This window comes from Bradyrhizobium sp. WSM4872 (assembly GCF_055811715.1).
Genome location: NZ_JBVVPT010000007.1, coordinates 1 through 26,802, shown reverse-complemented (window position 1 = coordinate 26,802; position 26,802 = coordinate 1). Strand labels below are relative to the sequence as shown.

Below are 26,802 nucleotides of genomic sequence, written 5' to 3'. Positions count from 1 at the left end.
CATCTGAAATCATTCTTCAAATTTACTTTGACTGGCTTCAGCTCACTTGGGCTTGGTTGCGCCAGGCAATTGCAGAGGTCCCGCGCCGGGCTTGCCCGCGCCTCCGGATCCGCAATCATTGCCGCCGCCCTGCGGCAGCAGCGCCTGCACCCGGCCGCTGTCGGATTCCACACGCGACACGCCCGTGGTCATGTCGACCGCCAGCCGGTCGCCGCGCAGCACGTTCTTGCACTGCGTCAAGACGACGCCCCCAAGCATGGTGATGAGGTTGGTCCGGGTGTCGAACACGGCGGTCTCGCCCGTTACCACCTGGTCCTTCTGGGTGACGACGACATTGCCGCGCGCCTCCAGCCGCTTGATCGAGGAGTTCCCCCCCGGCCCCGGCGTCGCCGACTGCATCGGCGCACCCTTTGCCGTCTTCGCCGCAGGCTGCGGCGCGGCCGGCTTGTCGCCGCCCGAATCGTAAAACACCACCAGCGTCTTCGAGGTCATGGTGGTGTCGCCCTGGATGACCTTCACATTGCCGGAGAAGGTCGCTTCCTTCTTCTTGTCGCGCATCTCGAGCGAGGCGGCTTCGATCTGGATCGGCTGATCGCGGTTCTGCGAGAAGCCCTGCATGGCGTTGGGCACGCCTTGCATCGTGCTCTGCGCGATCGCCGCACCCGTTGCGATCAGCGCGACGCCGACGGCGAGCGCGGCCGCACCAGGGAGGACGCGCCGCTTGTCATTGTTGCGCGGAAAAAACCTGATCATGAAAATCACTTTGAATTGGCAGACTTGTTCTGAGGCGTACGTGTCTTCGCCGGCGACGCAGGCTCGGCCGGCGCAGGCTGGGCGGCGGCGGGGTCGTCCAGCTTGTCGAGGTGCATCACCACATTGCCTTCGAAGCGGATGACGTCTCCGCCCTCCGTGATCCGCAGCCGGTCCGCGGTCAGCGTTCCGTTGGTCAGCTTGACGTCAACATGCTCGTCCGAGGAGACCGTGCCCTTGCCCATGTCGACGAAGGCCGAGTTCAGCCGCGCCTCGTAGCCGCTCGAGGTGCGCAGGAAGATGTCCTTGTGCAGGTCGAGCTGCTGCTGCTTGTTGTCGAACCGTCCGGTGCGGGCATCGAGGAACAGGGTCGATTGGTCTTCCATCAGCACCTTCGCGCGCAAATCGTGGAGATCGACATGATCGGGATCGGTGATGTCCTGGGTCGCGGTCTTGGCCCAGAGCTCGTAGGGCCGCTGGTCCGGGGTGAAGCCGGACATGTGCGGCGATTCCATCGTGATCTTGGTGCCTGTCACCACGAGATTTCCGGAGTCGAGCTTCACGGGGATCTGGAACGGGTTGAAGATGGTCGAGATGAGGACGAGCAGACCCATTGCCGCGGCCACCGTCGCCGGCACCGCGACGCGCAGAATCCGCACCAGGCGGCTGTGGCGCGCCGCGCTGGCGAACTTCGCCGCAAGCGCGGCGTCGTAGGTGGGATTATGGGCCGAATTCACCTGGGCTCCTGAGGTGTCGCCCGCCTTGTCCGGCTGGCGGGCGCCCCATTGTAGCCGGCAACGCCAAAATATGCAGCCAGCGACAGGCCGTTACGAAAGTGTCTGAAACGGGGCGATCGCCCAATCCGGCGCCCCACCTGCCGCCACGGGAAACGCTAGGAATGCGCGAAAATGTCCTCTTCGGCCCAGCCCTGGAGATCGAGCAAGGCGCGGGTCGGCAGGAAGTCGAAGCAGGCTTTGGCCAGCGCGGTGCGGCCTTCCCGCACCAGCATGGCATCGAGCCGCTCGCGCAGGCCGTGCAGATGCAGCACGTCGGAGGCGGCGTAGGCGAGCTGCGGTTCGGTCAGGCTGTCGGAACCCCAATCGCTCGATTGCTGCTGCTTGGAGAGGTCGACATTGAGCACCTCGCGCACGAGGTCCTTGAGGCCATGGCGATCGGTATAGGTGCGGATCAGGCGGGAGGCGATCTTGGTGCAGTAGATCGGCCCGGTCATGACGCCAAACGTCTGGTACAGCACAGCGACGTCGAACCGCGCAAAGTGGAAGATTTTCGTGTTCGCCGGATTGGCCAAAAGGGCCTTCAGGTTCGGCGCATCGGTATGACCCTTGGGAATCTGCACCACGTCCGCGCTGCCGTCGCCGGGCGAAAGCTGCACCACGCAAAGCCGGTCGCGATGCGGGTTCAGGCCCATGGTCTCGGTGTCGATCGCCACCGCTCCGGTGTAGCGGGACAGATCGGGCAGGTCACCGCGGTGCAGGCGTACGGTCATGGCGTTTCAAACCTCAATCGAATCGGTGCGCGTTGCAGGCTAATCCCCGGGACAGACGCTGGCGAGGGCCGGCCGCGATGTATCCGCTGGCAGCCGCCGGCGCAAGCGTCAGACGCGGCTAGTAGTTCACGCGCACGAGCACGTCGTTGACGCCGAAGGGGCTAGCGGGCGCATCGCAAGCGCCGCGCCGCGCGAAGACGCAGGCCGGCTTGTCATCGCTCATCATTGCGCAACTTCGTGGCGAGAAATCCGCCGGCAATTCGCTGGCCAGGCTCGCCGGGCCGATGATGCGGTTGAACCCGGCCTGGTGCGTCTTCACCACAGCCGGAAGTCGCCCCTTGGCCAGCGGGTCGTCCCGATAAAAGGAATAGATCGGCTTGCGGGCCGCGAGCTGCCCACGTCCGGGCACAAAGGGATAGTTGATCGCGTACAGGGCCAGCCCGCAAAATTCAGGATCGGCCTCGAGCTCCGCCATCAGCTGGGCGACGCCGATGCCGCGCATCCAGTTGTCACGCATGATGAGCGTTGCGCCCGACAGACCGAGCGAGAGCAGCAGCCAGCCGCCACACACGACGGCAAGTGCCCGGGAGCGCCATGCGCTTTGCCGACGCATCATCCGGACCCAATCGGCGGAGCCAAGTGCCGCCGCGATGATCAGCAGCGCGATCGACAGGAAAATGAACCGGTATTCCTTGTGCACGATCATGCTGTGAAACGCGACGTTCACGACAGCCGCGACGATCAGCAGGGGGGCATGTCGCCAGCCGCGCCAGAGCGCCAGCAGCATCAGCAGCGTCGTGCCCGACCATAGAATCGAAGCCTGCAGAACGTAAGCGGCCGCCGGCGCGTCACCGAATTCCGATGCGCGGTCATGCAGGAGATTTTGCTGAATATTGTAGACGAGCCACGCAAACGGCGTTGAGCCGTGGGCCAGGTCGATGGCGCCGGACAGCACCAGGACGGCGCATCCGCCCGCGACCAGGGCAATCGCGTTTCGCAGGTCGCGCCAGCACGCCGCCAACGCAAACACCGCGCAAGCCGGCACATATTGAAAGCGCCAGACACAGGCGAGAGCGAGCAATGCGCCTGCGGCGAAGAGCCGGTTTCGCGCGAGCTCGCCGGTCAGCAGATAAGCCGCCGGCAGGATCGCGGCCGTCGCCAGCGGTTCGCTCAGCGTGTGAGGCGCGTAGTAGACCAGCTCGAACCAGACCACGGCGGCAAACGCCGCAACGACGGCATGCGACCTCGAGATGCGTTCGCCGAAATGCCAGGCCGTCACGACGATCGAGAGCGAGGCAAGCCCGACCACCAGGCGAGGCACGACGAAGGCGCCCCATCCGCCCGGCGCAAGCCAGTCGCCGAGAGCGACCGGCCCTGCGAACAAGGTCGGCAGAAACCAGCTCCGGATGCCGTCGCGCCATTCCCAGGTGACGACCCCCTGATGGCCAAGCAGGCGCCAGGCCGGCTCCAGATATTGATACAGCTCGTCGACGTGAACGATGTTCGGCCAGAAGGCGAGCGGCAGCCGGACTGCCGCAGCCAGCAGCAGCAATGCGCACAAGGCGCCGTACCGCGTCGCGAAGCTCTCGGCTTTGACGGCGGGCGCGATGGCGGACAGAGCTGCGGCGCTGGTCGTCATTGTCTCTTGGCTTCGCCATCGAAACCGGATCGCGGCCTGACGTAAACGGTCACGTAAGCGCCAGTGTATTGCTCACGCCAGCCTCGTCGCTCCACCAGGAACTGCCGCAGCTGTTCGTGTGCCCTGACCCACAGCACGGCGTCGATCCGGTATTTGTCGAGCACCATGTCCCACGCGGACTCGTCGATCTCCCAGCTCACCAGCTTGAAATAGTCGTGCAGCAAATCGTCCGGATAGGCGGTCGCGGCGCGGCCATCGACGAACGGGCGAACGGTGCCGTGCGTCGCGAAAATCAGGTAGCCGCCGATATTCCAATGGTTCAGGACCCGCGCATCGGCGAAATGCTTTTGCAGATGGCTGGCATCTTCGCTCGACAGCATCGTCGGAAGTGCGAGCGCCGGCGCGACACGCAAGTAAGCCAGCGGCAAGGTGCCGAGACCGACGATGCCGGCGGCCAGCAACGCTCCCCGCACGTCAACGGCGGTGAGACGCCGAGGCAGCAGGCGGCTGAGGTGAAGCGCCATCGGCGCAGTCGAGAAGATGAAGAAGAACGCGATGTACCTGAACTGATACAGTCCGAGAATCAGGAACAGCCAGGACATCAATCTCGGTTCGAGCGGGATTGGCCTGGAGTTTCTGTAGCGAAGCTCGAGCGCGACGAAGGCCAGCATGTACAGGATACCCGGAATGCTGCCGGGTATTTCAATGTTGTCGTAGTAGGACCGCCATTCGGTAATATTACCCTGAACGAAGTGCCCCATCGTCGCGGCGGCCCCGGCATAGATATTCCAGCCGAGCGGATTGACGAATGTCGCAGCAAGGCACCCGATCCCCGCGAGAGCAAGGACCCTGAGATCGGCCCAGGCCGCTCTGAGCAAGGCGGCGCCGCAGAAGACGCCGATCACGAAAAAACCGAGCAGAAAGCCGCCGTGCAGATTGGCCCACAACGCCATCAACACTGGAAGCACGAACCATCGCGTTCGTCGCAGGCATTCGCGATAGAAGACGACGCAGAACAACATCGTGCATGTATTCGGCGCGACCGCGAGATACATGTTCGGCGCAACTTCGTAAGCGGGATAGAGCAGGCAGACCAGGAAGACCGAGACGCAAACCGCGACCGCGGACGCACCATAGCCGAGAGAGATCGCAGTCAGGATGCCGGCGATCGCTGCGCCACAGGCCACGGTCGACAGGACGAGGCCGCCGAAGCCTGCGTATTGAAGCGTCGCACTGGCAAGCACGTCCCAGAGCCAGGACAGATTGAACCACGGCTTGTCGCCGTGGGTGAACGACCAGGGGTCCTGCAGCGGAATGGCGTTGCGTTCCCGGATCAGATCCCCGGCCGCCAGATGCCAGCCCAGATCGTAGTGACCGAGCAGAAGCGGTGCGTTCAAGACGTAGAACAGGCAGATGAACGAGACCAGGAACAGATAAATTCCCGATCTCAGGAAGAACGGGCTGATCGCGTTCGCAACCCTGTCGAATGCCGGCTCGTGCCAGACCTGGTGCTGATCCACCGCTTCCCTCACGACAAAGCGAGCCCGATGGCTCCGTGCTCGCCGACGGCCGGATGCGAGCCTGCCCGCTGACTTAGGGCCAGTTTGTCTAAAGTGGGGTAAATTCGGACGGTGCGATCGATGGGGTTTGGCGGAATCGGCCCCACGGCCGGCTTCGAAAGCCTCCAAGCGGCTGTTCCGACTTGAAAATTTCAACGCCAAGAGGCAGAGCCCGTGCGTGCCTTAACCGGTCCCGCCGTCATTATTCGTCAGCGTAGCTCCTGTTCCACATTCAGGTGAACCAACGCTGGGCCTTCGATGACCAAAGTTGCATGTATCACCTATTGGTCGAAAATCTCGCAAGTCAGGTCAAGGCGCATTCAAAGGCATTGATTGGAGAGGGCGTAGCCGAAGCCGCATACCCCCTCGTTTTCCCTTCGCACTCGCCGTGCGGCCCTTCCGCCACACCCGCCGGTCTACCGTCTCGCTGAGCTTCATGCGCTCGCAGTGGTATTGTGTTCCATATTTTCGATGCGCCGAACGGAGGTCTCCAATGAAGCTTAAACTTGCCGCCGCGATGCTCGCGGCAAGCCTCCCGCTCGCATCGATGGCTTTCGCCCAAGGCACCGCGCCAGTCGACCTTGCAGTGATCGATGCCTGCCTGAAGACCGCGGAGAAAACCGGCGGTTTCGGCGCCGCGTGCGTCGGGCTCGTCGCCGACCCCTGCATCAAAGCGGCAAAGGGCGCGAATGACGACGTCGCCAAATGGAAAGTCTGCGCGGCGCGCGAACTCGCCATTTGGACGCAGAAAACCAGTGAGGCGCTAAAGAAGGTTCAGGCCGGCGGGTTCGCCGACGTGATCCAGGCGGTTAATGACTCGCAGAAAACTTTCGCCGCCTCGCGTGATCGCTTCTGCGCGGTCTTCGACAAAGTCGAGCCCGGCATGTACCCGGGCGACGCGAGCTACTGCCGCCTGCGCGAGACCGCGAACCGCTCGCTGAGCCTGATCAAGCTCGGCGCTGCGGTCAACGAGCACTGAGACCTCTCAGGCGCTTGGGGCCATCAGCTTTGCCGACCTTTTCCCAAATAGCGAAGACGGCTTCGGCCGCGAGCGCGGTGGACGTCGTTCATAGCTCAACTAGCATCCGGGCAACGGCTGTCGGCGCGTAGCGCTTGCCTGAGCGACTGGAGCCAGCCGCCTCCAGATCGCCTGCGATCCGAGCCGACCCGACGAGCGATGTAGGCCATTCGGTACGCCATGAGCGCCGTGCCTCGGTTTTGTGTACCGGTCAGCAGCTCAAATTTCCCTGCAAAAGCGATTTCAATCGCTTGAGTAGGAGGTGGTGCCCAGGAAAGGACTCGAACCTTCACGGCCGTTAAGCCACTGGCACCTGAAGCCAGCGCGTCTACCAATTCCACCACCTGGGCATGCCGGTTAGGCACGGAGGCGGTTACTACGGTTCGGTGACGCGGTTGTCAATTCATGCTTGAACCCCGCTTCGGGATGCGGATTGCGCATCGCAAACCGGCCCGATACAAGCCTGACGAGACGCACTCTTCCCGCAGGAATGACCCTAGGAATGGATCCCATGGCATCGAATCTGGACACGCTCGTCACGGTTTTCGGCGGATCGGGGTTTTTGGGCCGGAATGTCGTCCGCGCGCTGTGCCGGCGCGACTACCGGGTCCGGGTCGCGGTGCGGCGGCCGGAGCTGGCCGGGTACCTCCAGCCCTCCGGCAAGGTCGGGCAGGTCCACACCGTGCAGGCGAATGTGCGCTATCCGGCCTCGATCGAGGCGGCGCTGCGTGATTCGCAGGTCGTGATCAATCTGGTCGGCATCCTCGCCGAGGGCGGCGCGCAGAGTTTTGACGCGGTCCAGGCCAAGGGCGCCGAGACCATCGCCAAGGCGGCCGCTGCCGCGGGGGCACAGCTGATCCATGTCTCGGCGATCGGCGCCGACGCGGAATCGCCCTCGCGCTATGCCAGAGCCAAGGCGGCCGGCGAAGCGGCGGTCCTGGCCGCGGTGCCGTCGGCGACGATCTTCCGCCCCTCCGTGATGTTCGGCCCCGAGGACCAGTTCACCAACCGCTTCGCGGCGCTGGCGCGGATGTCGCCGGTGGTGCCGCTGATCGGCGGTGAAACCAGGATGCAGCCGGTCTATGTCGGCGACGTCGCCACCGCGATCGCGGATGCCGTTGACGGCAAGGCCAAGGCGGGCGCGACCTACGAGCTCGGCGGCCCGGAAGTGCTGACCATGCGCGAGATCATCGAGTCCATTCTCGAGATTGCCGATCGCAAGCGGATGCTAATGCCGCTGCCGTTTGGCCTCGCCCGCTTCAAGGCCAACTTCCTGCAATTCGCGCCGGGCGCGCTGAAGCTGACCCCGGACCAGGTCACGCTGCTCGCGCGCGACAATGTCGTATCGGACGCGGCGAAGGCCGCAGGCCTGACGCTGGAAGGCCTCGGCATCACGCCCGACTCGCTGGAAGCGATCGCCCCGCAATATCTCTGGCGTTTCCGCGCCGCCGGGCAGTTCCAGCGCAAGAGCGCGTAACCATCTCCGCCGTCATGGCCGGGCTTGTCCCGGCATGACGAGCTCCGCGTCCGGAACGCAGCCGTTTGACGTTCGGGTTTACCGCCCCAGCGCCAGCGCGATCAGGCCGAGCGTGCCGACGATCACGCGCCACCAGGCGAACACCACGAAGCCGTGGCGGGTGACGTATTCCAGGAACGTCTTCACCACGATGATCGCGGTGACGAACGACACCACGAAGCCGATCGCGACGATGCCCATGTGGTCCATCGTCATCTCGGAGCGGTTCTTGTAGAAATCGTAGGCGAACGCGCCGATCATGGTGGGAATGGCGAGGAAGAACGAGAACTCCGCCGCCGCGCGCTTGTCCGCCCCCAGGAACATCGCCGCGACGATGCTGGCACCGGAGCGCGACACGCCCGGGATCATCGCGATGCACTGCGCGATGCCGATATAGAGATACATCAGCAGCGGAAACCGGGTGGCGTCGTGCTCGCGCGCCTTGAGATCGAGCTTGTCGACCCAGAGCAGGATGGCGCCGCCGACGATCAGCGAGAAGCACACCACCCACGGATTGAACAGCATGCTCTTGATGTACTTGCCGGCGACGAGGCCGACGACGACAGCGGGCAGGAACGCCACCAGCACGCCGATCACGAAGCGACGCGCATAGGCGTCGCCCGTGAACATGCCGATCGCGACGTCCCACAATTTCTTGAAGTACAGCACGACGATCGCGAGGATCGCGCCGAGCTGGATCAGGACCGTAAACGAATCCCAGAACGCGCCCTCGCCGAGATGGAAAAAGCGCTCCGCGAGCAGCAAATGGCCGGTCGAGGACACGGGAAGGAACTCGGTCACACCCTCGATGATGCCGAGGATCACTGCCCGTATTGCATCTGACATATTTACGGTCCATTTCGGCTGGAAAAGCGGGGCTCTTCTCGCCCATCCGCTCCCTTGCTGCAATCGCAAAATGCGGCGTCGCGCCCTTGCTTCGCGGTTTTGAATGACTAGTGTGGCGCCGCACAAAACATTGATGGATTCTTAAGCACCATCACATAGTCAAAGGCTTCATGTTTACGCTGTTTCATCATCCGTTCTGTCCGCATTCGCGGTTCATCCGCCTGATCGCGGGAGAATACGGGCTTGAGCTGAAGCTGATCGAAGAGCGCAGCTGGGAGCGGCGCGAAGCGTTTCTGCTGCTCAATGCGGCGGGCACGACGCCCGTCCTGGTGGACGACGAGCAGCCGCCGATCCCGGGCGCGGCGATCGTCGCCGAATATGTCGACGAGGCCTATGGCTCCGAGATGGGGCTGAAGCGCCTGATGCCGGACACGATCGGCGAGCGCGTCGAGGTTCGCCGGCTGATGGCCTGGTTCAACGAAAAGTTCTTCGAGGAAGTCTCCCACCCGCTCGTCACCGAGCGCATCTACAAGCGCTTCATGAGCGAGGACAATGGCGGCGGCCCGCCCTCGGCCGACGTGATGCGCGCCGCCAAGGCAAATGTGCGCTATCATCTGGCCTATATCGGCTGGCTGGCGCAGACGCGTAATTTCCTCGCCGGCGACCGGCTCAGCTACGCGGATCTCGCCGCCGCGGCGCACCTCTCGGCGATCGACTATCTGGGTGACGTGCCATGGAGCGAGGACGACGCAGCAAAGGCGTGGTACGCGCGGGTGAAATCCCGCCCGTCGTTCCGTCCGCTGCTGAGCGAATGGCTGGCCGGCGTGCCGGCGTCGCGGACCTACGTGGACCTCGACTTCTGATGGTGAACGTCATGCCCGGGCTTGTCCCGGGCATCCACGTTCTTTCAGTTATGCGACGCAAGGACGTGGATGGCCGGGACGAGCCCGGCCATGACGAGCGTGGATGCATCGATGATCAAATCCAGCATCGACATTGATGAGCTTCGTACGGCGCTGGCAAACGAAGCACGCGCGCTCGGCTTCGACTGCATCGGCATCACGGAGCCCGGCACGATCGAAAGCGCCGGAAAACATTTTCTCGAATTCATCGCATCCGGCGGCCATGGCGACATGGATTGGCTCGCCGCGCGGCCGGAGCGCCGGGTCGATCCGCGCGGGCTGTGGCAGGACGTGCGCAGCGTCATCATGCTCGGCGTCAATTACGGCCCCGACCAGGATCCGCTCGCGATCCTGCAACAGCGCACGCGCGCGGCGATCTCGGTCTATGCGCAGGGCGACGACTATCACGACCTCATCAAGAAGCGCCTGAAGGCGCTCGCACGATGGCTGGTCGCGACCGCAACTTCTGAGGTGAAGCCTTGCGAAGTGAAAGTGTTCGTCGACACCGCGGCCGTGATGGAGAAGCCGCTGGCGCAAGCCGCGCATCTGGGCTGGCAGGGCAAGCATACCAATCTGGTCTCGCGCGAATTCGGCTCATGGCTGTTTCTCGGCGCGATCTACACCACACTGGAGCTCCCGCGCGACGATGGCGAGATCGATCATTGCGGCTCGTGCCGGGCGTGCCTCGACATCTGCCCGACCGCGGCCTTCCCCGCGCCCTACAGACTCGATGCGCGGCGCTGCATCTCGTACCTCACCATCGAGAACAAGGGACCGATCCCGCGCGAATTTCGCAAAAGCATCGGCAACCGCATCTATGGCTGCGACGATTGCCTCGCCGCCTGTCCCTGGAACAAGTTCGCGCAGGAGGGCCGCGAAGCCAAGCTCGCCGCACGTGACGCTTTGCGCGCGCCAGGTCTTGCCGAGCTCGCGCGGCTCGACGACGCGTCGTTCCGCGCGCTGTTCACGAAGTCACCGGTGAAGCGCATCGGCCGCGACCGCTTTTTGCGCAACGTGCTGATCGCGATCGGCAACTCCGGCGATGCGGCACTGGCGGACGAGGCGCGGCGATTGCTGGAGGATGAGAGCGCCCTGGTGCGCGGGGCCGCGGTGTGGGCGCTGGGGCAGTTGGTGCCACGGGATGAGTTCGAGGCGATCAAGACGAATGCGATTGCTGGCGAGTCCGACAATAGCGTGCGCGAGGAGTGGCGCACCGCCTCCTAATCCTCTGCTGTCATGCTCCGCGAAAGCGGGGCATCCAGTACGCCGCGGCGTCTCGATGCAATCACAACCGCCTCGGAGTACTGGATCGTCCGCCTTCGCGGACGATGACAGCAGTTGTGTAGAGCGCAGTGCTGCGCCCCTGACATCTCGCCGCCACCCTTGATTTCCCCACGCGTTCCTTCAAGCTCGCGCATCATGACAAACATGCCTTTCTTCACCCGCGACGGCGACACATTCCATCCGACGGAAGTCGCCAACGGCCCTTGGGATCCGAAATCGCTGCACGGACGCGTCATCGTCGGCCTGCTCGGCTTCGCCATCGAGGAACGCCATTCCGGCCCCGAACTCGTGCCGGCGCGGCTGACCGTCGACATGTTTCGGCTGCCGACTATCGACAAGCCGATCGAGGTGACGACACGGCTGGTGCGCGACGGGTTGCGCATCCGCATCGTGGAAGCAGAGTTCTTTTCCGGCGGCGTCAGCATGGCGCGCGCCTCGTGCCAGCTGTTGCGGCGAACACAGAATCCGGACGGCAATGTCTGGTCGCCGCCGAACTGGGACGTGCCGAAGCCGGCCGACATTCCCAAGCCCACCGATCCCAGGCTCGGTATGAACGGCAAATGGACCACGCGACCGATCGTCGGCCAGATGGGCTCGGTCGGGCCACGAAAACTCTGGATGAGCGAGGTGCGCGAGCTGGTCGCGGGCGTGCCGATGACGCCGTTCGTCCATGTCGCCACCAGCGCGGACTTCGCCAGTCCGTTCGCGAACGCCGGCGACAACGGGCTCGGCTACATCAACAGCGACGTCACGATCTATCTGCACCGCCTGCCGGTGACGAACTGGATCGGCTTCGAGGTGGTGAACCACCAGGCCACCGACGGTGTCGCGATCGGCGAATGCTGGCTCTATGACGAGCAGGGCCCGATCGGCACCGCCACGGTCGCGGCGCTGGCGCAGCGCAAGCCGATGGTAAATCCGTCGAAGCGGTAGGTGCGCAAGAACGACGGCTAGCCAAAATGCCGCTTCATTTCCGGCCGCGCCTTGAGCTCCGCGCCCTGCCTGGCGACGATCTTCGCGATTCTATCAGGCGCAAACTTCAGATCGACAAACGCCGGCGCGGTGTTGGCGACCTCGTGATAGCTGACGATCCTGCCGTCGCGAAGCGTCATGATTGCCACGCCCTCGAACATTGCCCGCGCGCCATTCGCCTCCGGCAAGGTCGAGCGATAGCTGAACGTGTAGCGCGCATAGAGCGTGATGCCGTTCGACACCGGGTCGTGCATGTCCCAGCGGAAGTCGGTCGCCGTGCGATAGAACCAGTCGTCGATCATCGCGGCGATCTTCTCGCGGCCGGCGAAGGCGCCATAGAACACGTCGTGATAGACGCCGTCCTCGGTGAAGAGATCCGCGAAGGCTTTTCCGTTGCGTTGTTCGACGGCGTCGCAGAAGGCACGCAGCATGGCGGTGGTGGTCATCGGCGATTCTCCCCTCCCATTCTCAGTCATGCCCCGGCTTGACCGGGGCATCCAGTACGCCGCGGCTTCTCGGCTCGAGCACGGGCGCCTCTGGAATACTGGATCGCCCGATCAAGTCGGGCGATGACACCGAGTGCTAGGTGGCGATTTCACCCGATCTCGGCCACGGCGGCAAGAATGCGGGCGATGTCCTGCGGGCGCGAGAGGCGATGATCGCCGTCCTGGATCATGGTCAGCACGACGTCGTCGGCCGGCAGGCGATGGGTCAGCGCGAACGCATGCTGCCAGGGTACGTCAGGATCCTGCGCGCCTTGCAAGATGCGAACGGGACAGCCGAGATCGATGGCGCTGCCGAGCACGAGATGGTTGCGCCCCTCCTCGATCAGATTCCGCGTGATCGGATAGGGCGAGCCGTCGCCATAGTCCGACGGTCTCAGCCAGACGCCTTTGGTCTCGATCTCTTTCTTCACCGCGGCCGGAAAATTCTTCCACATCAGCTCCTCGGTGAAGTCGGGCGCCGGCGCGATCAGCACCAGGCCCGCCAGCGAGGCCTTGCCAGAACGCTTTTTGATCTCGCGCGCGAGCAGCAGCGCCATCCAGCCGCCCATGGACGAGCCGATCAGGACTTGCGGGCCGTCGCAGAACCGCTCGAATACCGCGACACTTTCCTCGAGCCAGCGCCCGATGGTTCCGTCGACGAAATCGCCGCCAGATTCGCCGTGGCCGGAATAATCGAAACGGACCACGGCGCGGCCGTGGTCCCGGGCCCATTCGTCCAGTGCGACGGCCTTGCTGCCCTGCATGTCCGACTTGAACCCGCCGAGCCAGACCAGCCCCGGTCCTTGAGCAGATTCTTGATCAGATTTTTGGGCCGCGCGGCGGCGCACCGCGATCCGGCGTGCGGACGGGCCCTCGCCCACATCGATGAAGTCGAGCACGGCATCGGGAATTGCAGGGGTCATGGAACGTTTACTCTGGCTATGCAGTTTGAGCTGTCCGGTCGTGCTCCGCAGCGCCGCCGGAGGTCGACATTCGCCCTTTGGGACGCTTGCGGAACAGAAGCAAGGTGTCTATGTCGGTCTGCGTGCCCCGCCGTGGCCAAAATGCCTCGCATTTGAGGCTTTTTCGACCGCCGCACGAGCGATTGCTTGCCGGCAACCGTATCTTCCTGCAAAATAGCCGCCTCTTTTCATAACTTTGGAGAACCACCCATTCGCCGTCCCAATAAAGCCCCGCCCACTGCCGCCAAAGACGGGCCGCGCATCAATGACGATATTCGCAATGCGCAGATCCAGCTGATCGATCAGACCGGTGACAACAAGGGCACCATCGAGACCGTCGCGGCTATCCGCCTGGCCCAGGAAGCCGGCATGGATCTGGTCGAGATCTCGCCGAACGTCAGCCCTCCCGTCTGCAAGATCATGGACTACGGGAAGTATAAGTATTCCGCGCAGAAAAAAGCCGCCGAAGCCCGCAAGCGGCAGAAGATCGTCGAGATCAAGGAGATCAAGCTCCGCCCGATGATCGACGACCACGATTACGAAGTGAAGATGCGCGCCATGCAGCGGTTCTTCGAAGAAGGCGACAAGGTCAAGATCACCCTGCGCTATCGCGGCCGCGAAATGGCGCACCAGGAGATCGGCACCAAGCTGCTCGACAAGATCAAGACCGACGTCGCCGAGCTCGCCAAGGTAGAGCAGGACGCGCGGTTCGAGGGCCGTCAGGTCGTCATGGTGTTGGCGCCGCGCTGACGCCGATCCTTTGAATTCGCAAATTCAACGGCCCGTCCGGATGTCCGGCGGGCCGTTTTGTTTTCATGGGCACCCGTCCTGTTGGCGATAGTTACGTTCTCGTCGCCTGCCAGGTGCCGCTGCACTGATCGCCGGAGATGATACCCCTCCACGAACCGGCGCCGTTCACACCAGCGAGCCGGCCGCCGCCGCTGGCATGGGATGCCCCGACCGAGACCTGGACCGCCACGGCACCACTGCGATTGACCTTGCCGGAGACCCGGCCGCCGCCAGCGGACGACACCCGGCTGCCGGTGACGGTGAAGGGGACGCTGTAGCCCGAGCTGCAATTGCCGCGGGTGGTGGCGAAGGTGACGTTCCAGACGCCGTCATAGCCGCGAGCGTCGGCGGTGGCAGGAAAGGCGGCCGTGGCGAGCACGGCCAATAGCGCCAAGCGGCGTGGACGGGCAACATCAGTCGAAAACGAAAGCAATCGGGAAAAATGGGCCATTTTGGGTCCTGCTCCGGGCGACACGGCTCGGACATGAGGTTAGCAATTCCGGATAGTCGGCGGCTAGGTTCCACCGGTTCATCGTTGCCAATTCGCCCGTCCTCTGTCATAAGCCCAGCCTTCATTGCCCGGCTGATTAAGGGCTGCCGTGGCGGTGTCCGTGCGGGTTTCGCGCTTGTTCGTAAAACCTGAGCACAATCAACGCTCTAACGAGCATTTTGACGGCCAGCCGCCTTTGCGGGCGGATTTCTATGGCCATTAGGAGAGCCAAATGCCCAAGCTGAAGACCAAATCGGGCGCTAAAAAGCGCTTCAAGGTGACTGCCACCGGCAAAGTGATGTTCGCTCATCGCAGCAAGCGTCACGGCATGATCAAGCGGACGAAGAAGCAGATCCGGCAGCTGCGCGGCACCGCCGTGCTGTTCAAGACCGACGGCGACAACGTCAAGAAGTACTTCTTGCCGAACGCCTGATCGCGTCCAAGATCGTTCAAGATCATTGCCACCCGCGCCGCAGCTTTCGCGGCGATCCGAACATCAAGTCACCTTTCGAAGGATTTTTGTCATGGCTCGCGTCAAACGCGGTGTGACCGCCCACGCCAAGCACAAGAAAGTCTACAAGGCCGCCAAGGGTTTCCGTGGCCGCCGCAAGAACACGATCCGCACCGCCAAGCCGGCGGTCGAGAAGGCTCTCGTGTATGCCTTCCGTGATCGCAAGCGCAAGAAGCGGACGTTCCGCGCGCTCTGGATCCAGCGCATCAACGCTGCCGTGCGTCCGTTCGGCCTGACCTACAGCCGCTTTATCGACGGCATGGCCAAGTCCGGGATCACCGTGGACCGCAAGGTGCTGTCGGATCTCGCGATCAACGAGCCGGCGTCGTTCCAGGCGATCGCCGAGAAGGCCAAGGCCGCTCTGGCGGCCTGAAGCCTAACGGCCGGCTCCGCCGGCCTTCAGCACGCGTTGCGAGTAGCGCTGGGCGATCTCCGCCCGGCAGGATGCCGTGAACGACAGATACATGGTGCCGGATTTATTCCGGTACTTCCGGTCGCACACGCGCATCTCGTGTTGGTAAGCCTGTTTCCGCGCCATGTTGAGGCCGGGCATGAAGTCCGCCTCGCATTTCTTCTCGACGGCGGCACCGAGCTGGACATCGCCGCTCGCGGTCAATTGGCAATCCTGAAACATTTTCATCGCGCTTTCGCAGCCTTTCTGGGCAGCGATGGTGTCGACGACCTCGTCCAGCGTCATGGATTTCTCCATGCAGACCATGGCGCGCGCCGGGGTGCTCGCGACCAAGAGAACGACCGCGAGAGCAGCCAGACCGGATCTTGAGAGCATCGCGAAAGCCTCCTTGCATCCCCCTGGTGCCAGGCCCCCGCGCGAGGTTCAACCCAGCCGCTCGTCAGCCCGAAATGACCGGCTTTTCGCTTGACGTTACGGCCTTCTGGCGGCGACAACCCAGCCGAATTTGGCAGCAGGGATTTGACCGTGTCCGACCTCGCAATGCTCGAAACATCCATCCTCGACCAGATCGCCGCCGCCGGCGACGAGGCCGCCCTCGAAGCGGTACGCGTCGCTGCCCTCGGCAAGAAGGGTTCGATCTCGGCGCTGCTTGCCACGCTCGGAAAAATGTCGCCGGACGAGCGCAAGACCCAAGGCGCTGCGATCAACCAGGCCAAGGACAAGGTCACCGAGGCGCTGGCCGCGCGGCGCGACGTCTTGAAATCGGCGGCGCTCGACGCGCGGCTTGCGTCGGAGACCATCGACGTCACCCTGCCGCTGCGCGAGGCGCCGGCTGAGGCCGGCCGCATCCATCCGCTGAGCCAGGTCTGGGACGAGCTGACCACGATCTTTGCCGACATGGGATTCTCGGTCGCCGAAGGCCCCGATATCGAGACCGACGACTACAACTTCACCAAGCTGAATTTTCCGGAAGGCCATCCCGCGCGCGAGATGCACGACACCTTCTTCTTCCATCCGAAGGAGGACGGCTCCCGCATGCTGTTGCGAACCCACACCTCGCCGGTGCAGGTGCGCACCATGTTGAGCCAGAAGCCGCCGATCCGCGTGATCTGCCCGGGCCGCACCTATCGCATCGATTCGGACGCGACCCACACGCCGCAATTCCACCAGGTCGAAGGTCTCGTCATCGACAAGCACTCCCATCTCGGCCACCTCAAATGGATCCTGCACGAGTTCTGCAAGGCGTTCTTCGAGGTCGATCACATCAACATGCGCTTCCGGCCCTCGTTCTTTCCGTTCACCGAGCCGTCGCTGGAAGTCGATATCCAGTGCCGCCGCGACAAGGGCGAGATCCGCTTCGGCGAGGGCGAGGACTGGCTCGAGATTCTCGGCTGCGGCATGGTGCATCCGAACGTGCTGCGCGCCTGCGGCATCGATCCCGACGAGTACCAGGGCTTCGCCTGGGGCATGGGCATCGACCGCATCGCCATGCTGAAATACGGCATCGCCGATTTGCGCCAACTGTTCGACAGCGACGTCCGCTGGCTGTCCCATTACGGCTTCAAGCCGCTCGAAGTACCGACCCTCGCGGGAGGGCTGAGCTCGTGATGGGATCTGCGTCGACGAAAGCTCTCTCCGTTCCCTCCCCCCTTGTGGGGGAGGGGCAGGGAGGGGGGTAGCCGCGGATGCCGCACGCAGTCGTCAGCGATCGTCAGCGCAGCAGAGCGAAACAGCTTCGCCGCGCGATGACGCGCGCCGAGACGCTGCTGTGGCGATATCTAAAAGCTAACCGGATGGATGGCGTTGGTATTCGTCGTCAGACGCCGATCGGAAACTACATCGCCGATTTCGTGTGCTTCTCATCAAAGATCATCATTGAGGTCGATGGGGAATCTCACGACTTCGAGGAGCGCCAAAAGGCAGATCAGCGTCGCGACGCGTTCTTCGCTGCCGAAGGATTTCAGGTTCTGCGCTTCACCAACGAGCAGGTGATGACGAGTTTAGAGGGAGTCGTGGAGATAATTCGCCAAGCGGCTTCCGGCGGAGCCCGCGGCTTACCCCCCTCCCTGACCCTCCCCCACAAGGGGGGAGGGAACACTAATACCGACCAAAGCAATTCAACCGACAAGAGCCGAGGCACGCAGCCATGAAATTCACTCTCTCCTGGCTGAAGGAACATCTCGACACCGACGAGCCGCTGGAGAAGCTCGCCGAGAAGCTCACCATGATCGGGCTCGAGGTCGAGAACATCGAGGACAAGGCGAAGGCGCTGAAGCCGTTCACCATCGCGAAGGTGATCTCCGCCGAGCAGCATCCGAATGCGGATCGGCTGCGCGTCTGCATGGTCGATACCGGCGACGGTGGCGCGCCGGTGCAGGTCGTGTGCGGCGCGCCGAATGCGCGTGCGGGTCTCGTCAGCGTGTTCTCGCCGCCCGGCACCTACATTCCCGGCAAGGACATCACGCTCGGTGTCGGCACCATCCGCGGCGTCGAGAGCCGCGGCATGCTGTGCTCGGCGGCCGAATTGCAGATTTCCAACGACCATGACGGCATCATGGAATTGCCCGCGGACGCGCCGATCGGCGCTGCTTACGCCGCATGGGCCGGCCTCGGCGATCCCGTGGTCGAGATCAATCTGACCCCAAACCGGCAGGACTGCACCGGCGTGCACGGCATCGCGCGCGATCTTGCCGCCGCCGACATGGGCAAGTTCAAGGATCCGACCATCAAGCCGATCAAGGGCGAATTCCCGTGTCCGGTGAAGGTCACGGTTGAAGACGCCGCGCTCTGCCCGGGCTTCGCGCTGCGCCTCGTGCGTGGCGTGAAGAACGGCCCGACGCCGGAATGGCTGCAGAAGCGGCTGACTGCGATCGGGCTGCGCCCGATCAACGCGCTGGTCGATATCACCAACTTCATGACATACGACCGCGCACGGCCACTGCACGTGTTCGACGCGAAGAAAGTGAAGGGCAATCTCGTGGTGCGCCGCGCCCGTGACGGCGAGACGCTGCTCGCGCTCGACGGCCGCAGCTACAATCTCGATCCCGCGATTTGCGTGATCGCGGACGAGCACGGCGTCGAATCGCTCGCCGGCATCATGGGCGGCGAGGCCTCGGGCTGCGACGAGACCACCACCGACGTGCTGATCGAATCGGCGCTGTGGAACGAGATCAACATCGCCCAGACGGGGCGCAAGCTCGGTATCAATTCGGATGCGCGCTATCGTTTCGAGCGCGGTGTCGATCCGGCCTTCATGGTGCCGGGGCTGGAGCTTGCGACGAAACTGGTGATGGAGATGTGCGGCGGCACGCCGTCCGAGAACGTCGTGGTCGGCAAGACCTTCGGCGACGACCGCGTGATCGATTTTCCGGTCACCGAGGTCAAGCGGCTGTCGGGCATCGAGGTGCCGATGCCGGAGATGAAGCGTATCCTGACCCATCTCGGCTTCATGATGGCGGGCCCGGGCCCGGTCGTGAAGGTCGCGGTGCCGTCGTGGCGTACCGACGTGCACGGCAAGGCCGACATTGTCGAGGAAGTCGTCCGCATCCACGGCGTGGACAAGGTGCCGATGACGCCGTTCGAGCGCGGCGAGGACGCACGCAAACCTGTACTGACCCCGCTCCAGCTCCGCACCCGCCGCGCCAGGCGCGCGCTGGCGAGCCGCGGCATCATCGAAGCGGTGACCTGGTCCTTCATCACCAAGTCTGCCGCAAAGCTGTTCGGCGGCGGCCAGCGCGAACTCGAAGTCGCCAACCCGATCGCGGCGGACCTCTCCGACATGCGCCCGACCCTGTTGGCCGGCCTGATCGCGGCGGCGCAGGCCAATGCCGACCGCGGCTTTGGCGATGTCGCGCTGTTCGAGGTCGGGCAGGTGTTCAAGGGCGACCGCCCGCAGGATCAATTCATGGCGGCAAGCGGCGTCCGCCGCGGCTTTGCGTCGTCGCAAGGTCTCGGACGGCACTGGTCGGGTTCGGCGCAGGCTGACTTGTTCGACGCCAAGGCCGATGCGCTCGCGGTGCTCGCCGCTGCCGGCGCGCCGATGCAGGCCCTTCAGATCGTCGCGGGCGGTCCGTCCTGGCTGCATCCCGGCCGCTCCGGCACGATCCAGATCGGGCCGCAGAACGTGCTCGGCTATTTCGGCGAGATGCATCCGCGCGCGCTCGAGGCGCTCGGCGCCGGCGGCCCGCTTGTCGTGTTCGAGGTGATTCTCGACCGCGTCCCCGAGGCGAAGAAGAAGCCGACCCGTGCCAAGCCCGTGATCGAGCTGTCGGCCTTCCAGCCCGTCTCGCGTGACTTCGCCTTCATTGTCGACCGCACCGTGAAGGGCGGCGACATCGTGCGCGCGGCCCAGAGCGTCGACAAGAAGCTGATCACCGCCGTGAACGTGTTCGACGTCTATGAAGGCAAGGGCATCGACGACGGCAAGAAGTCGATCGCGATCGCAGTGACGATCCAGCCGCGCGAAAAGACCCTGACCGACCAGGAGATCGAGGCCGTCGCCGCGAAGATTGTGGCGGAGGTGACGAAGAAGACCGGCGGCACTTTGAGAGCATGATCATGCTTGAGAAATCATAGAGCATGAATCTCACTGACTTTCTTCCGAAGGACGTCAGCCTCACCATTGCGATGGCGCTCTGCGCCGTCGCTTTCGTTTCGGGCACCGCGCGCGGCTTCTCCGGCTTCGGCTCGGCGCTGATCTTCATGCCGCTGGCGAGCAGCATCGCGGCGCCGCGTCTGGTTGCCGCGCTGCTCCTCGTGATCGATTTCGTCGCGGCCGCGCCGCTGCTGCCCGACGCCTGGCGCAAGGCCGACCGCAAGGCCACCGCCGTGATCGTGCTGGGCGCGCTGGTCGGCGTCCCCGTCGGCACCTATTTCCTCAGCGTGCTCGAGCCCGTCACGACGCGATGGATCATCTCCTGCTTCGTCGCCGCGCTGTTGCTTCTCTTGCTGTCGGGCTGGCGCTATCGCGGCAAGGACCACGCGTGGCTCTCGGTCGGCATCGGCAGCCTGTCCGGCTTCTGTAGCGGCCTCGCACAGACCGGTGGGCCGCCGATCGTCGGCTACTGGCTCGGTCGCCCCATCGCCCCGATCGTCGCGCGCGCCAACATCTTACTGTTCTTCGGCGCGTCAGATTTTTTCTCGATGGTCAGCTACGCGACGACGGGCCTGATCAGCCGCGAATCGCTCGTGCTCTCGCTCATCGTCGGGCCGGTCTATGCGATCGGCGTCGCCTTCGGCGCGTCGCTGTTCGGCCGTGCCAGCGAAAAAATGTTTCGTGCGATTTGTTACGGGCTGATCGCGATAGCGGTGATCGCCGGGCTGCCGGCGCTGGATGGGGTGTTGCGCTAAGCCATCCACAGTCGTCCTGGCGAAAGCCAGGACCCATTACCCCGGTCAGCGCTATAGCGCGAAGCTGACAGCCCCAAGTCTTCGCCAAACTGCGCCCTGGGGTAATGGGTCCTGGATCTGCGCTTCGCTTCGCTGCGCTTGTCCAGGACGACGACTGAATTAGTTCCTCTGCTGCCGCGGCGCGCGCCGCTTCTTCGTCGACTGCGTCGGCACGTCGGCCGGCTTGTCCTTCAGCGCGCCGATCTTGCGTAGCGCTGCGTCCGCGGCGCGCTCGCCGCTTTCCCAGGCGCCATCAACGGTGCCCCAGAGCGTCTCGTGCGTGGCTTCGCCGGCGAGGAACATGTTGCCGATCGGCTCGGCCAGGATTTTTCGCGAGAGCTGACCGCCGGGCGAGGCCGCCGACATCGCGCCCATCACGAAAGGCGAGGCGTTCCAGCGCGTCACGCTGGCCTTCTGCACGGCGGCGGCGACTTCGCTGCCGAACAGCTTCGTGATCCATTCTCTGGCGAAGGCCGTCATCGCCTTCTCGCCTTGCCCGGACAGATCGCGGCCGAACGAGCCGCCGACATCGATCGAGCACAGCGAGGATCCCCCGATATTGGCGAACATCAGCGCCGTCCGCGTCGAGTTGCTCTGCTCGATCAGGATGTCGTCGCGCGCGAGACCAAGCGGATTGCCCGGCAGTTGCAGCACGATGTGATCGTAGCTTCCGAGCGTGAGCTTCGAGGCGGCATCGAGCGTGCGCTTGGGAATGTCAGGCCCGAACTTGATCGCGCCCGAAATCAGCACGTTGGTCGAGACCGTGATGATGGCGGCGCGTGCGGCGATCCTGCCGGCCTGTGTCTCCACGCTGACGTCGCGATTGCTCCAGACGATCCGGCTCGCCGGCGTCGACAGCGCGACCGGCGCCTGCTCACCGAGTTTGGTGATCAGGGTCCCCAGGCCCTGGCGGCAGGCGATCGCGGCGTTGCGATCCTGTGCCCGCGCCTTGTCGATCGCAGACAGCTCCTTCAGGTCCTTGCCGGCGAAGCTCGCGCCCAGCATGAACTCGGCCGCGCCGGCCCAGTCGCCGAGATCCTTCGGCAGCACCGAGGCGCAGGCGGTATCGAGCTTGCCACGCGCGGCCTCGTCGATGGCGCGGTTGGCACGCACCAGCGCCGCCAGGAACTCCTCGGTCTCGCCGGCCCGTGCGTTGCGGCGGCCGATGCGCATCTTCTGGCCTGATGGCGCCGGCAGAACGTCGAGCCCGGCGCTGCGCGCCAGCCGGATCATCGGATTGGTGTCGGGATTGTGCATCCAGCGCGCGCCGCGATCGAACGGCGTGTCGAAGGTGGTCGTATCAGTGATGCAGCGGCCGCCGATCTGCGACGCAGCTTCCACCACCACGACCTTGCGATTGGCCGCCATGATGCGCCGCGCCGCGGCAATTCCGGCCGCGCCCGCACCGATCACGACGATGTCAGCCTCCCGCGGCAGGGTTGCGGCGGTTGCGCGCAGGACCGGCATCGCGGCAAGGCCCGCCGATGCCGATAGGAAGCTGCGGCGCGTGATTGTCATGGCATGGTTTCCGGAGACTTGCAGCAAACGGGAACAGCTAGCGAACCTTGCCGTATCTGATGTTGCGCGGCAACCATCATGGTGAATCAATCGTACTTGACGTCACGGATCAATGAACCGAATTGCAACACGTTCCGACCATGGTAGAGAAGAGAAAAAGACGGCCGGAAAAGGCCGTGGGGGAGTTTCGAAATGGGGACGGTCCTGGATTCAGTCGGCAAGCTGATTGCCGCGTACCTCTCGAAGGAGGTGCCGGGCTATGAGCCGTTCACGCCGAGCGACCCCGAGCATCTGCGCGGCGTCATCGAGCCCGGCGACGTGCTGCTGGTCGAGGGCAACAACCGCATCTCGGGCATCATCAAATATCTGACGCAGTCGACCTGGTCCCACGGCGCACTCTATGTCGGCCCGATCGAGGGCGCGGAAGAGCCCGACGGCGAGCCGCACGTGCTGATCGAGGCCAATATCGGCGAAGGCGTCACCTCTGCGCCGCTGTCGAAATATTTCCCCTATCATACCCGCGTTTGCCGCCCGGTCGGGCTGTCCTATGAGGACCGCACCACGGTCTGCCGCTATGCGATCAATCGCATCGGCTTCGGCTACGACACCAAGAACATCGTCGACCTGATGCGCTTTCTGTTTCCGCTGCCGATCCCGCAACGCTGGCGGCGCCGCATGATCTCGATCGGCTCGGGCGATCCCACCAAGATCATCTGCTCGGCGCTAATCGCGCAGGCCTTCGACGCCGTGCGCTATCCGATCCTGCCGAAGATCACCAAGGCCGGCAGCCGTGCTGCCCGCCGCGAGATCCTGCATATCCGCGATTCCTCGCTCTACATGCCCCGCGACTTCGACATCTCGCCCTATTTCGAAGTCGTCAAACCCACCATCGTGCACGGTTTCGACTACACCGCCTTGCACTGGGCCGATAAGCAGAAGCCGCTCGAGGAGGTAGCCGGCACCTTCGGTGTGTTTCCAGAAACGTTCCGTGCGCCGTCGCTCGTTCCTGAAGCGATTGACGAAGAGGCGCCGCTTCCGGCTGAAGAAGTAAGCGTGCACCCAGCGGAGATAGTCGATCGCATCACCGTCTCGGAGCGATTCCGGCGGCTGAAGAAGCTGGCCATGGAGCGCCCAAGGCGGCGCGGTCGGGCGTGCGAAAGGGCGGCGTAGGACTTCTGTCGTCCCGGCGAAGGCCGGGACGACGTGAAGGGAGATTGCGCGCGCCAGTATTGGCGAAACGCGTAAAACCTACCGCTCTGCCCGCCCAATCACCGCCATCAGCTCTGCGATCTTCTCGCGCTGGTCGGCCTTGTCGCCACTCGCGATCGCATGCTCGACGCAATGGGCGACGTGATCTTTCAGAACCTCTTCCTCGACCCGGCGCAGCGCGGCGCGCACCGCCGAGATCTGCGTGACGATGTCGATGCAATAGCGGTCCTCCTCGACCATTTTCGAGAGGCCGCGAACCTGCCCCTCGATCCGGCCGAGACGTTTTCCGACAGATGCCTTGATGTCCTTGCGCATGCGGACTATATACCCCCCCAGGGTATAGCTTGCAAGGCCGGAGCGTGGCAATGAACAACGCGGAACACGAGCACCGTCACAACGCGGAAACACATTCCGGATGCGGCTGTTCCAGTAAGGCTGCCCCGGTCGACCAGCCCGCGGCTGCGTCCTGCTGCGGCGCGCACGGCGGTCACGCGCATGACCACGGCGCCGCGGCAAAAATCCGCGATCCCGTCTGTGGCATGACAGTCGATCCCGCGACGTCCAAGCACCGCTTCGACCATCACGGCGAGACCTTCCATTTCTGCTCGGCCGGCTGCCGCGCCAAATTCGCCGCCGATCCCGCAAAATATCTCGCCAAGGACAAGACACCCGAGCCCGAGATGCCGGCCGGCACGATCTACACCTGCCCGATGCATCCGCAGATCCGCCAGGCCGGGCCCGGCACCTGCCCGCTCTGCGGCATGGCGCTGGAGCCGGAAGTGGCGAGCCTGGAGACCGGCCCCAATCCCGAGCTTGCCGACATGACGCGGCGGTTCTGGATCGGCGGCGCGCTGGCTTTGCCGGCCGTCGTGCTGGAGATGGGCGGCCATCTCGCGGGCCCGCACAACTGGATCGATGCGACGCTGTCGAACTGGATCCAGCTCGTCTTCGCCACGCCCGTGGTGCTGTGGGCCGGCTGGCCGTTCTTCGTCCGCGGCTGGCAGTCGCTGCTGACGCGCAACCTCAACATGTTCACGCTGATCGCGATGGGCACGGGCGTTGCCTATGTCTACAGCCTGATCGGCACCATCGCGCCGCAGATCTTCCCCGCAACATTCCGCGTCCACGAAGGCGCAGTCGCGGTCTATTTCGAGGCAGCGGCCGTCATCACCGTGCTGGTGCTGCTCGGGCAGGTGCTGGAGCTGCGCGCCCGCGATGCGACATCGGGTGCGATCAAGGCGCTGCTGCAGCTCGCCCCCAAGACCGCGCGCCGCGTCGATACCGACGGCGGCGAGCACGAGGTCGAGATCGACGCACTTCATGCCGGTGACCGCTTGCGCGTGCGCCCTGGCGAAAAAGTGCCGGTCGACGGCATTATCCTCGAGGGCCGTTCCTCGCTCGACGAGTCGCTCGTCACAGGCGAATCCATGCCGGTGACCAAGGAGACGGGCGCGAAGGTGATCGCGGGCACGCTCAACCAGTCCGGCAGCTTCATCATGCGCGCCGACAAGGTCGGGCGCGAGACGCTGCTGTCGCAGATCGTGCAGATGGTCGCGGACGCGCAACGCTCGCGCGCGCCGATCCAGCGTCTCGCCGACCAGGTCGCGGGCTGGTTCGTGCCGACGGTGATTGCGGTCGCGGTCGCCGCTTTCGCTGCCTGGGCCTGGTTCGGGCCGGAGCCGCGGCTGGCCTTCGGCCTCGTCGCCGCCGTCAGCGTACTGATCATCGCCTGCCCCTGTGCGCTGGGACTCGCGACCCCGATGTCAATCATGGTCGGCGTCGGCCGCGGCGCGCAGGCAGGCGTGCTGATCAAGAATGCCGAGGCGCTGGAGCGGATGGAGAAGATCGACACGCTGGTGGTCGACAAGACCGGCACCCTGACCGAGGGCAAGCCGAAGGTGGTCGCGATCGTGCCGGCCGCCGGTTTCGCGGAAGACGACATCCTCCGCATGGCCGCCAGCGTCGAGCGCGCCAGCGAGCATCCTTTGGCCGACGCGATCATGCGCGCGGCGAAGGAGAAGCAGCTCGCGCTGGGCCAGATCGAGCAATTCGATTCGCCGACCGGCAAGGGCGCCACCGGCAAGGTCGACGGCAAAACCATCGTGCTCGGGAATGCCAAATATTTGACGTCGATCGGCATCGACACTCAAGCGCTCGATAGCGAGGCCGAACGGCTGCGCGGCGATGGCGCGACCGTGATCAACATGGCGGTCGACGGCCGGCTTGCCGGCCTGTTCGCGATCGCCGATCCGGTCAAGGCTTCCACGCCGGAGGCGCTGAAGGCACTGGCGGCCGAAGGCATCAAGGTCATCATGCTGACCGGCGACAACCGCACCACGGCAGAGGCCGTCGCGCGCAGGCTCGGCATCGCCGACGTCGAGGCCGAGGTGCTGCCGGATCAGAAGAGCGCGGTGGTGACAAAGCTGCAGAAGGCCGGCCGCAGCGTCGCGATGGCCGGCGACGGCGTCAACGACGCGCCGGCGCTGGCCGCTGCCGAAGTCGGCATTGCCATGGGCACCGGCACGGACGTGGCGATGGAGAGCGCCGGCGTCACGCTGCTGAAGGGCGATCTCACCGGCATCGTGCGGGCGCGAAAACTGTCGCAGGCGACGATGAGCAACATCCGGCAAAATCTGTTCTTCGCCTTCATCTACAACGCCGCAGGCATTCCGATCGCGGCCGGCATCCTCTATCCGACCTTCGGCGTGCTGCTCTCGCCGATCATCGCCGCTGCCGCGATGGCGCTGTCCTCGGTCAGCGTCGTTGGAAACGCGCTGCGGCTACGGGCAACGCGGCTGTGAGCGAGCGCCTTCTCTCTCGCATCGCTCACGAAACGCGGTAAGATGCGCGCAGCCCGGATGAAGCGAAGCTGACGAAGGCACGCAAGCAGGCAGATCGGCATGAGTAGATTTGCCGCGCAGGCGGTGCGTTCCCCTCTCCCCTTGTGGGAGAGGGTGGCTCGCCGCGCAGCGGCGAGACGGGTGAGCGACTATCTCTGTTGTCAAGTTGCATTGGCGTAGGCGGTGCGCGCATCGCGTGCCTTGG

At 64.4% G+C, this 26,802-nt stretch carries 26 protein-coding genes and 1 tRNA gene; 14 read left to right on the top strand and 13 right to left on the bottom strand.

Annotation, left to right across the window (positions count from 1 at the left end):
* Positions 1-42: 42 nt before the first annotated feature.
* The 5 genes from AC0L3C_RS12050 to AC0L3C_RS12030 all read right to left on the bottom strand — a co-directional run bounded on the left by AC0L3C_RS12050 (position 43) and on the right by AC0L3C_RS12030 (position 5,416).
* Positions 43-753 (bottom strand): LptA/OstA family protein, encoded by a 711-nt coding sequence (locus tag AC0L3C_RS12050; protein WP_473264346.1) that lies wholly within the window; start codon positions 751-753, stop codon positions 43-45.
* A gap of 5 nt (positions 754-758) precedes the next feature.
* Positions 759-1,487 (bottom strand): LPS export ABC transporter periplasmic protein LptC, encoded by a 729-nt coding sequence (gene lptC, locus AC0L3C_RS12045; protein WP_473264345.1) that lies wholly within the window; start codon positions 1,485-1,487, stop codon positions 759-761.
* 155 nt (positions 1,488-1,642) lie between these two features.
* Positions 1,643-2,257 (bottom strand): ribonuclease D, encoded by a 615-nt coding sequence (locus AC0L3C_RS12040; RefSeq protein WP_007603964.1) that lies wholly within the window; start codon positions 2,255-2,257, stop codon positions 1,643-1,645.
* Positions 2,258-2,375: 118 nt separating this feature from the next.
* The gene (locus tag AC0L3C_RS12035) at positions 2,376-3,896 is read right to left on the bottom strand and encodes a glycosyltransferase family protein (RefSeq protein ID WP_473408090.1); all 1,521 of its coding nucleotides are present in this window, start codon (positions 3,894-3,896) and stop codon (positions 2,376-2,378) included.
* Positions 3,893-5,416 (bottom strand): hypothetical protein, encoded by a 1,524-nt coding sequence (locus AC0L3C_RS12030; protein WP_473408089.1) that lies wholly within the window; start codon positions 5,414-5,416, stop codon positions 3,893-3,895. The genes AC0L3C_RS12035 and AC0L3C_RS12030 overlap by 4 nt, the downstream gene beginning before the upstream one ends.
* 586 nt (positions 5,417-6,002) lie before the next feature.
* On the opposite strand from AC0L3C_RS12030, the gene AC0L3C_RS12025 reads away from it, so the two are divergent.
* Positions 6,003-6,434: a lysozyme inhibitor LprI family protein gene (locus AC0L3C_RS12025; protein WP_473408088.1), complete on the top strand. Its 432-nt coding sequence runs from the start codon at positions 6,003-6,005 to the stop codon at positions 6,432-6,434.
* A 302-nt stretch (positions 6,435-6,736) separates the two neighbouring features.
* On the opposite strand, the gene AC0L3C_RS12020 is transcribed toward AC0L3C_RS12025, so the two are convergent.
* A tRNA-Leu gene (locus AC0L3C_RS12020) sits at positions 6,737-6,823 on the bottom strand.
* Between the two features lie 161 nt (positions 6,824-6,984).
* On the opposite strand from AC0L3C_RS12020, the gene AC0L3C_RS12015 reads away from it, so the two are divergent.
* Entirely contained in the window at positions 6,985-7,950 is a 966-nt protein-coding gene (locus AC0L3C_RS12015; protein WP_473408087.1) for a complex I NDUFA9 subunit family protein, read from the top strand.
* A gap of 78 nt (positions 7,951-8,028) precedes the next feature.
* Here the strand turns inward: AC0L3C_RS12015 and AC0L3C_RS12010 are convergent, their stop codons facing one another.
* Positions 8,029-8,835, bottom strand: a complete 807-nt coding sequence (locus AC0L3C_RS12010; protein WP_027566187.1) for an undecaprenyl-diphosphate phosphatase — start codon at positions 8,833-8,835, stop codon at positions 8,029-8,031.
* A gap of 170 nt (positions 8,836-9,005) precedes the next feature.
* On the opposite strand from AC0L3C_RS12010, the gene AC0L3C_RS12005 reads away from it, so the two are divergent.
* From AC0L3C_RS12005 to AC0L3C_RS11995, 3 genes are all read left to right on the top strand, one after another.
* A complete protein-coding gene (locus tag AC0L3C_RS12005) occupies positions 9,006-9,698 on the top strand; it encodes a glutathione S-transferase family protein (RefSeq protein ID WP_007598553.1) in 693 nt (230 codons plus the stop codon).
* Between the two features lie 111 nt (positions 9,699-9,809).
* Entirely contained in the window at positions 9,810-10,961 is a 1,152-nt protein-coding gene (gene queG, locus AC0L3C_RS12000) for a tRNA epoxyqueuosine(34) reductase QueG (RefSeq protein ID WP_473408086.1), read from the top strand.
* A gap of 195 nt (positions 10,962-11,156) precedes the next feature.
* A complete protein-coding gene (locus AC0L3C_RS11995) occupies positions 11,157-11,954 on the top strand; it encodes an acyl-CoA thioesterase domain-containing protein (RefSeq protein ID WP_473278522.1) in 798 nt (265 codons plus the stop codon).
* 17 nt (positions 11,955-11,971) lie between these two features.
* Here the strand turns inward: AC0L3C_RS11995 and AC0L3C_RS11990 are convergent, their stop codons facing one another.
* The gene (locus AC0L3C_RS11990; RefSeq protein WP_473278523.1) at positions 11,972-12,439 is read right to left on the bottom strand and encodes a nuclear transport factor 2 family protein; all 468 of its coding nucleotides are present in this window, start codon (positions 12,437-12,439) and stop codon (positions 11,972-11,974) included.
* A gap of 149 nt (positions 12,440-12,588) precedes the next feature.
* Positions 12,589-13,401: an alpha/beta hydrolase gene (locus AC0L3C_RS11985; protein WP_473278524.1), complete on the bottom strand. Its 813-nt coding sequence runs from the start codon at positions 13,399-13,401 to the stop codon at positions 12,589-12,591.
* A 249-nt stretch (positions 13,402-13,650) separates the two neighbouring features.
* Here AC0L3C_RS11985 and infC point away from each other — a divergent pair, with 249 nt between their 5' ends.
* Positions 13,651-14,190 (top strand): translation initiation factor IF-3, encoded by a 540-nt coding sequence (gene infC / locus AC0L3C_RS11980; protein WP_085349942.1) that lies wholly within the window; start codon positions 13,651-13,653, stop codon positions 14,188-14,190.
* A gap of 91 nt (positions 14,191-14,281) precedes the next feature.
* Here infC and AC0L3C_RS11975 read toward each other — a convergent pair whose 3' ends face one another.
* Positions 14,282-14,680, bottom strand: coding sequence for a hypothetical protein (locus tag AC0L3C_RS11975; RefSeq protein ID WP_473278525.1), 399 nt, complete (start codon positions 14,678-14,680; stop codon positions 14,282-14,284).
* Between the two features lie 271 nt (positions 14,681-14,951).
* Between AC0L3C_RS11975 and rpmI the strand changes: the two genes are divergently transcribed.
* Both rpmI and rplT read left to right on the top strand, forming a co-directional pair.
* Complete coding sequence (rpmI, locus tag AC0L3C_RS11970) at positions 14,952-15,152, top strand: 50S ribosomal protein L35 (protein ID WP_007598540.1); 201 nt, start codon at positions 14,952-14,954, stop codon at positions 15,150-15,152.
* A 91-nt stretch (positions 15,153-15,243) separates the two neighbouring features.
* Positions 15,244-15,603, top strand: a complete 360-nt coding sequence (rplT, locus tag AC0L3C_RS11965) for a 50S ribosomal protein L20 (RefSeq protein ID WP_007598538.1) — start codon at positions 15,244-15,246, stop codon at positions 15,601-15,603.
* Positions 15,604-15,606: 3 nt separating this feature from the next.
* Here the strand turns inward: rplT and AC0L3C_RS11960 are convergent, their stop codons facing one another.
* Positions 15,607-16,017 (bottom strand): hypothetical protein, encoded by a 411-nt coding sequence (locus tag AC0L3C_RS11960; protein ID WP_473408085.1) that lies wholly within the window; start codon positions 16,015-16,017, stop codon positions 15,607-15,609.
* A 150-nt stretch (positions 16,018-16,167) separates the two neighbouring features.
* Here AC0L3C_RS11960 and pheS point away from each other — a divergent pair, with 150 nt between their 5' ends.
* The 4 genes from pheS to AC0L3C_RS11940 all read left to right on the top strand — a co-directional run bounded on the left by pheS (position 16,168) and on the right by AC0L3C_RS11940 (position 20,991).
* Positions 16,168-17,250, top strand: a complete 1,083-nt coding sequence (pheS, locus tag AC0L3C_RS11955) for a phenylalanine--tRNA ligase subunit alpha (protein WP_473408084.1) — start codon at positions 16,168-16,170, stop codon at positions 17,248-17,250.
* Positions 17,251-17,327: 77 nt separating this feature from the next.
* Positions 17,328-17,792 carry an endonuclease domain-containing protein gene (locus AC0L3C_RS11950; protein WP_473264333.1) on the top strand — a complete coding sequence of 155 codons (465 nt, stop codon included), beginning with the start codon at positions 17,328-17,330 and terminating at the stop codon, positions 17,790-17,792.
* Positions 17,789-20,197, top strand: a complete 2,409-nt coding sequence (gene pheT, locus AC0L3C_RS11945) for a phenylalanine--tRNA ligase subunit beta (RefSeq protein WP_473408083.1) — start codon at positions 17,789-17,791, stop codon at positions 20,195-20,197. The genes AC0L3C_RS11950 and pheT overlap by 4 nt, the downstream gene beginning before the upstream one ends.
* 23 nt (positions 20,198-20,220) lie before the next feature.
* Complete coding sequence (locus AC0L3C_RS11940; protein WP_473264331.1) at positions 20,221-20,991, top strand: sulfite exporter TauE/SafE family protein; 771 nt, start codon at positions 20,221-20,223, stop codon at positions 20,989-20,991.
* A gap of 159 nt (positions 20,992-21,150) precedes the next feature.
* Here AC0L3C_RS11940 and AC0L3C_RS11935 read toward each other — a convergent pair whose 3' ends face one another.
* On the bottom strand, positions 21,151-22,548 hold the full coding sequence (locus AC0L3C_RS11935) for a flavin monoamine oxidase family protein (RefSeq protein ID WP_473408082.1): 1,398 nt from the start codon (positions 22,546-22,548) through the stop codon (positions 21,151-21,153).
* A 192-nt stretch (positions 22,549-22,740) separates the two neighbouring features.
* Between AC0L3C_RS11935 and AC0L3C_RS11930 the strand changes: the two genes are divergently transcribed.
* Positions 22,741-23,718 (top strand): YiiX/YebB-like N1pC/P60 family cysteine hydrolase, encoded by a 978-nt coding sequence (locus tag AC0L3C_RS11930; RefSeq protein WP_473408081.1) that lies wholly within the window; start codon positions 22,741-22,743, stop codon positions 23,716-23,718.
* A gap of 78 nt (positions 23,719-23,796) precedes the next feature.
* Here the strand turns inward: AC0L3C_RS11930 and AC0L3C_RS11925 are convergent, their stop codons facing one another.
* Positions 23,797-24,072, bottom strand: a complete 276-nt coding sequence (locus tag AC0L3C_RS11925; protein ID WP_007598521.1) for a metal-sensitive transcriptional regulator — start codon at positions 24,070-24,072, stop codon at positions 23,797-23,799.
* Between the two features lie 50 nt (positions 24,073-24,122).
* Here AC0L3C_RS11925 and AC0L3C_RS11920 point away from each other — a divergent pair, with 50 nt between their 5' ends.
* Positions 24,123-26,558, top strand: coding sequence for a heavy metal translocating P-type ATPase (locus AC0L3C_RS11920; RefSeq protein WP_473408080.1), 2,436 nt, complete (start codon positions 24,123-24,125; stop codon positions 26,556-26,558).
* Positions 26,559-26,802: the final 244 nt, after the last annotated feature.

What these genes read in the sequence shown, in the direction of transcription:
- rplT (WP_007598538.1), top strand. Translation starts at nt 15,244, where the DNA reads ATGGCTCGCGTCAAACGCGGTGTGACCGCCCACGCCAAGCACAAGAAA.
- AC0L3C_RS11920 (WP_473408080.1), top strand. Translation starts at nt 24,123, where the DNA reads ATGAACAACGCGGAACACGAGCACCGTCACAACGCGGAAACACATTCC.
- pheT (WP_473408083.1), top strand. Translation starts at nt 17,789, where the DNA reads ATGAAATTCACTCTCTCCTGGCTGAAGGAACATCTCGACACCGACGAG.
- AC0L3C_RS11930 (WP_473408081.1), top strand. Translation starts at nt 22,741, where the DNA reads ATGGGGACGGTCCTGGATTCAGTCGGCAAGCTGATTGCCGCGTACCTC.
- queG (WP_473408086.1), top strand. Translation starts at nt 9,810, where the DNA reads ATGATCAAATCCAGCATCGACATTGATGAGCTTCGTACGGCGCTGGCA.
- AC0L3C_RS12050 (WP_473264346.1), bottom strand. Translation starts at nt 753, where the DNA reads ATGATCAGGTTTTTTCCGCGCAACAATGACAAGCGGCGCGTCCTCCCT.
- AC0L3C_RS11925 (WP_007598521.1), bottom strand. Translation starts at nt 24,072, where the DNA reads ATGCGCAAGGACATCAAGGCATCTGTCGGAAAACGTCTCGGCCGGATC.
- AC0L3C_RS11985 (WP_473278524.1), bottom strand. Translation starts at nt 13,401, where the DNA reads ATGACCCCTGCAATTCCCGATGCCGTGCTCGACTTCATCGATGTGGGC.
- AC0L3C_RS12005 (WP_007598553.1), top strand. Translation starts at nt 9,006, where the DNA reads ATGTTTACGCTGTTTCATCATCCGTTCTGTCCGCATTCGCGGTTCATC.
- AC0L3C_RS12015 (WP_473408087.1), top strand. Translation starts at nt 6,985, where the DNA reads ATGGCATCGAATCTGGACACGCTCGTCACGGTTTTCGGCGGATCGGGG.
- AC0L3C_RS12040 (WP_007603964.1), bottom strand. Translation starts at nt 2,257, where the DNA reads ATGACCGTACGCCTGCACCGCGGTGACCTGCCCGATCTGTCCCGCTAC.
- AC0L3C_RS11935 (WP_473408082.1), bottom strand. Translation starts at nt 22,548, where the DNA reads ATGACAATCACGCGCCGCAGCTTCCTATCGGCATCGGCGGGCCTTGCC.
- AC0L3C_RS11950 (WP_473264333.1), top strand. Translation starts at nt 17,328, where the DNA reads ATGCCGCACGCAGTCGTCAGCGATCGTCAGCGCAGCAGAGCGAAACAG.
- AC0L3C_RS11995 (WP_473278522.1), top strand. Translation starts at nt 11,157, where the DNA reads ATGACAAACATGCCTTTCTTCACCCGCGACGGCGACACATTCCATCCG.
- AC0L3C_RS12010 (WP_027566187.1), bottom strand. Translation starts at nt 8,835, where the DNA reads ATGTCAGATGCAATACGGGCAGTGATCCTCGGCATCATCGAGGGTGTG.
- AC0L3C_RS11960 (WP_473408085.1), bottom strand. Translation starts at nt 16,017, where the DNA reads ATGCTCTCAAGATCCGGTCTGGCTGCTCTCGCGGTCGTTCTCTTGGTC.
- AC0L3C_RS11940 (WP_473264331.1), top strand. Translation starts at nt 20,221, where the DNA reads ATGAATCTCACTGACTTTCTTCCGAAGGACGTCAGCCTCACCATTGCG.
- AC0L3C_RS11990 (WP_473278523.1), bottom strand. Translation starts at nt 12,439, where the DNA reads ATGACCACCACCGCCATGCTGCGTGCCTTCTGCGACGCCGTCGAACAA.
- AC0L3C_RS12025 (WP_473408088.1), top strand. Translation starts at nt 6,003, where the DNA reads ATGGCTTTCGCCCAAGGCACCGCGCCAGTCGACCTTGCAGTGATCGAT.
- rpmI (WP_007598540.1), top strand. Translation starts at nt 14,952, where the DNA reads ATGCCCAAGCTGAAGACCAAATCGGGCGCTAAAAAGCGCTTCAAGGTG.
- AC0L3C_RS11975 (WP_473278525.1), bottom strand. Translation starts at nt 14,680, where the DNA reads ATGGCCCATTTTTCCCGATTGCTTTCGTTTTCGACTGATGTTGCCCGT.
- AC0L3C_RS12035 (WP_473408090.1), bottom strand. Translation starts at nt 3,896, where the DNA reads ATGACGACCAGCGCCGCAGCTCTGTCCGCCATCGCGCCCGCCGTCAAA.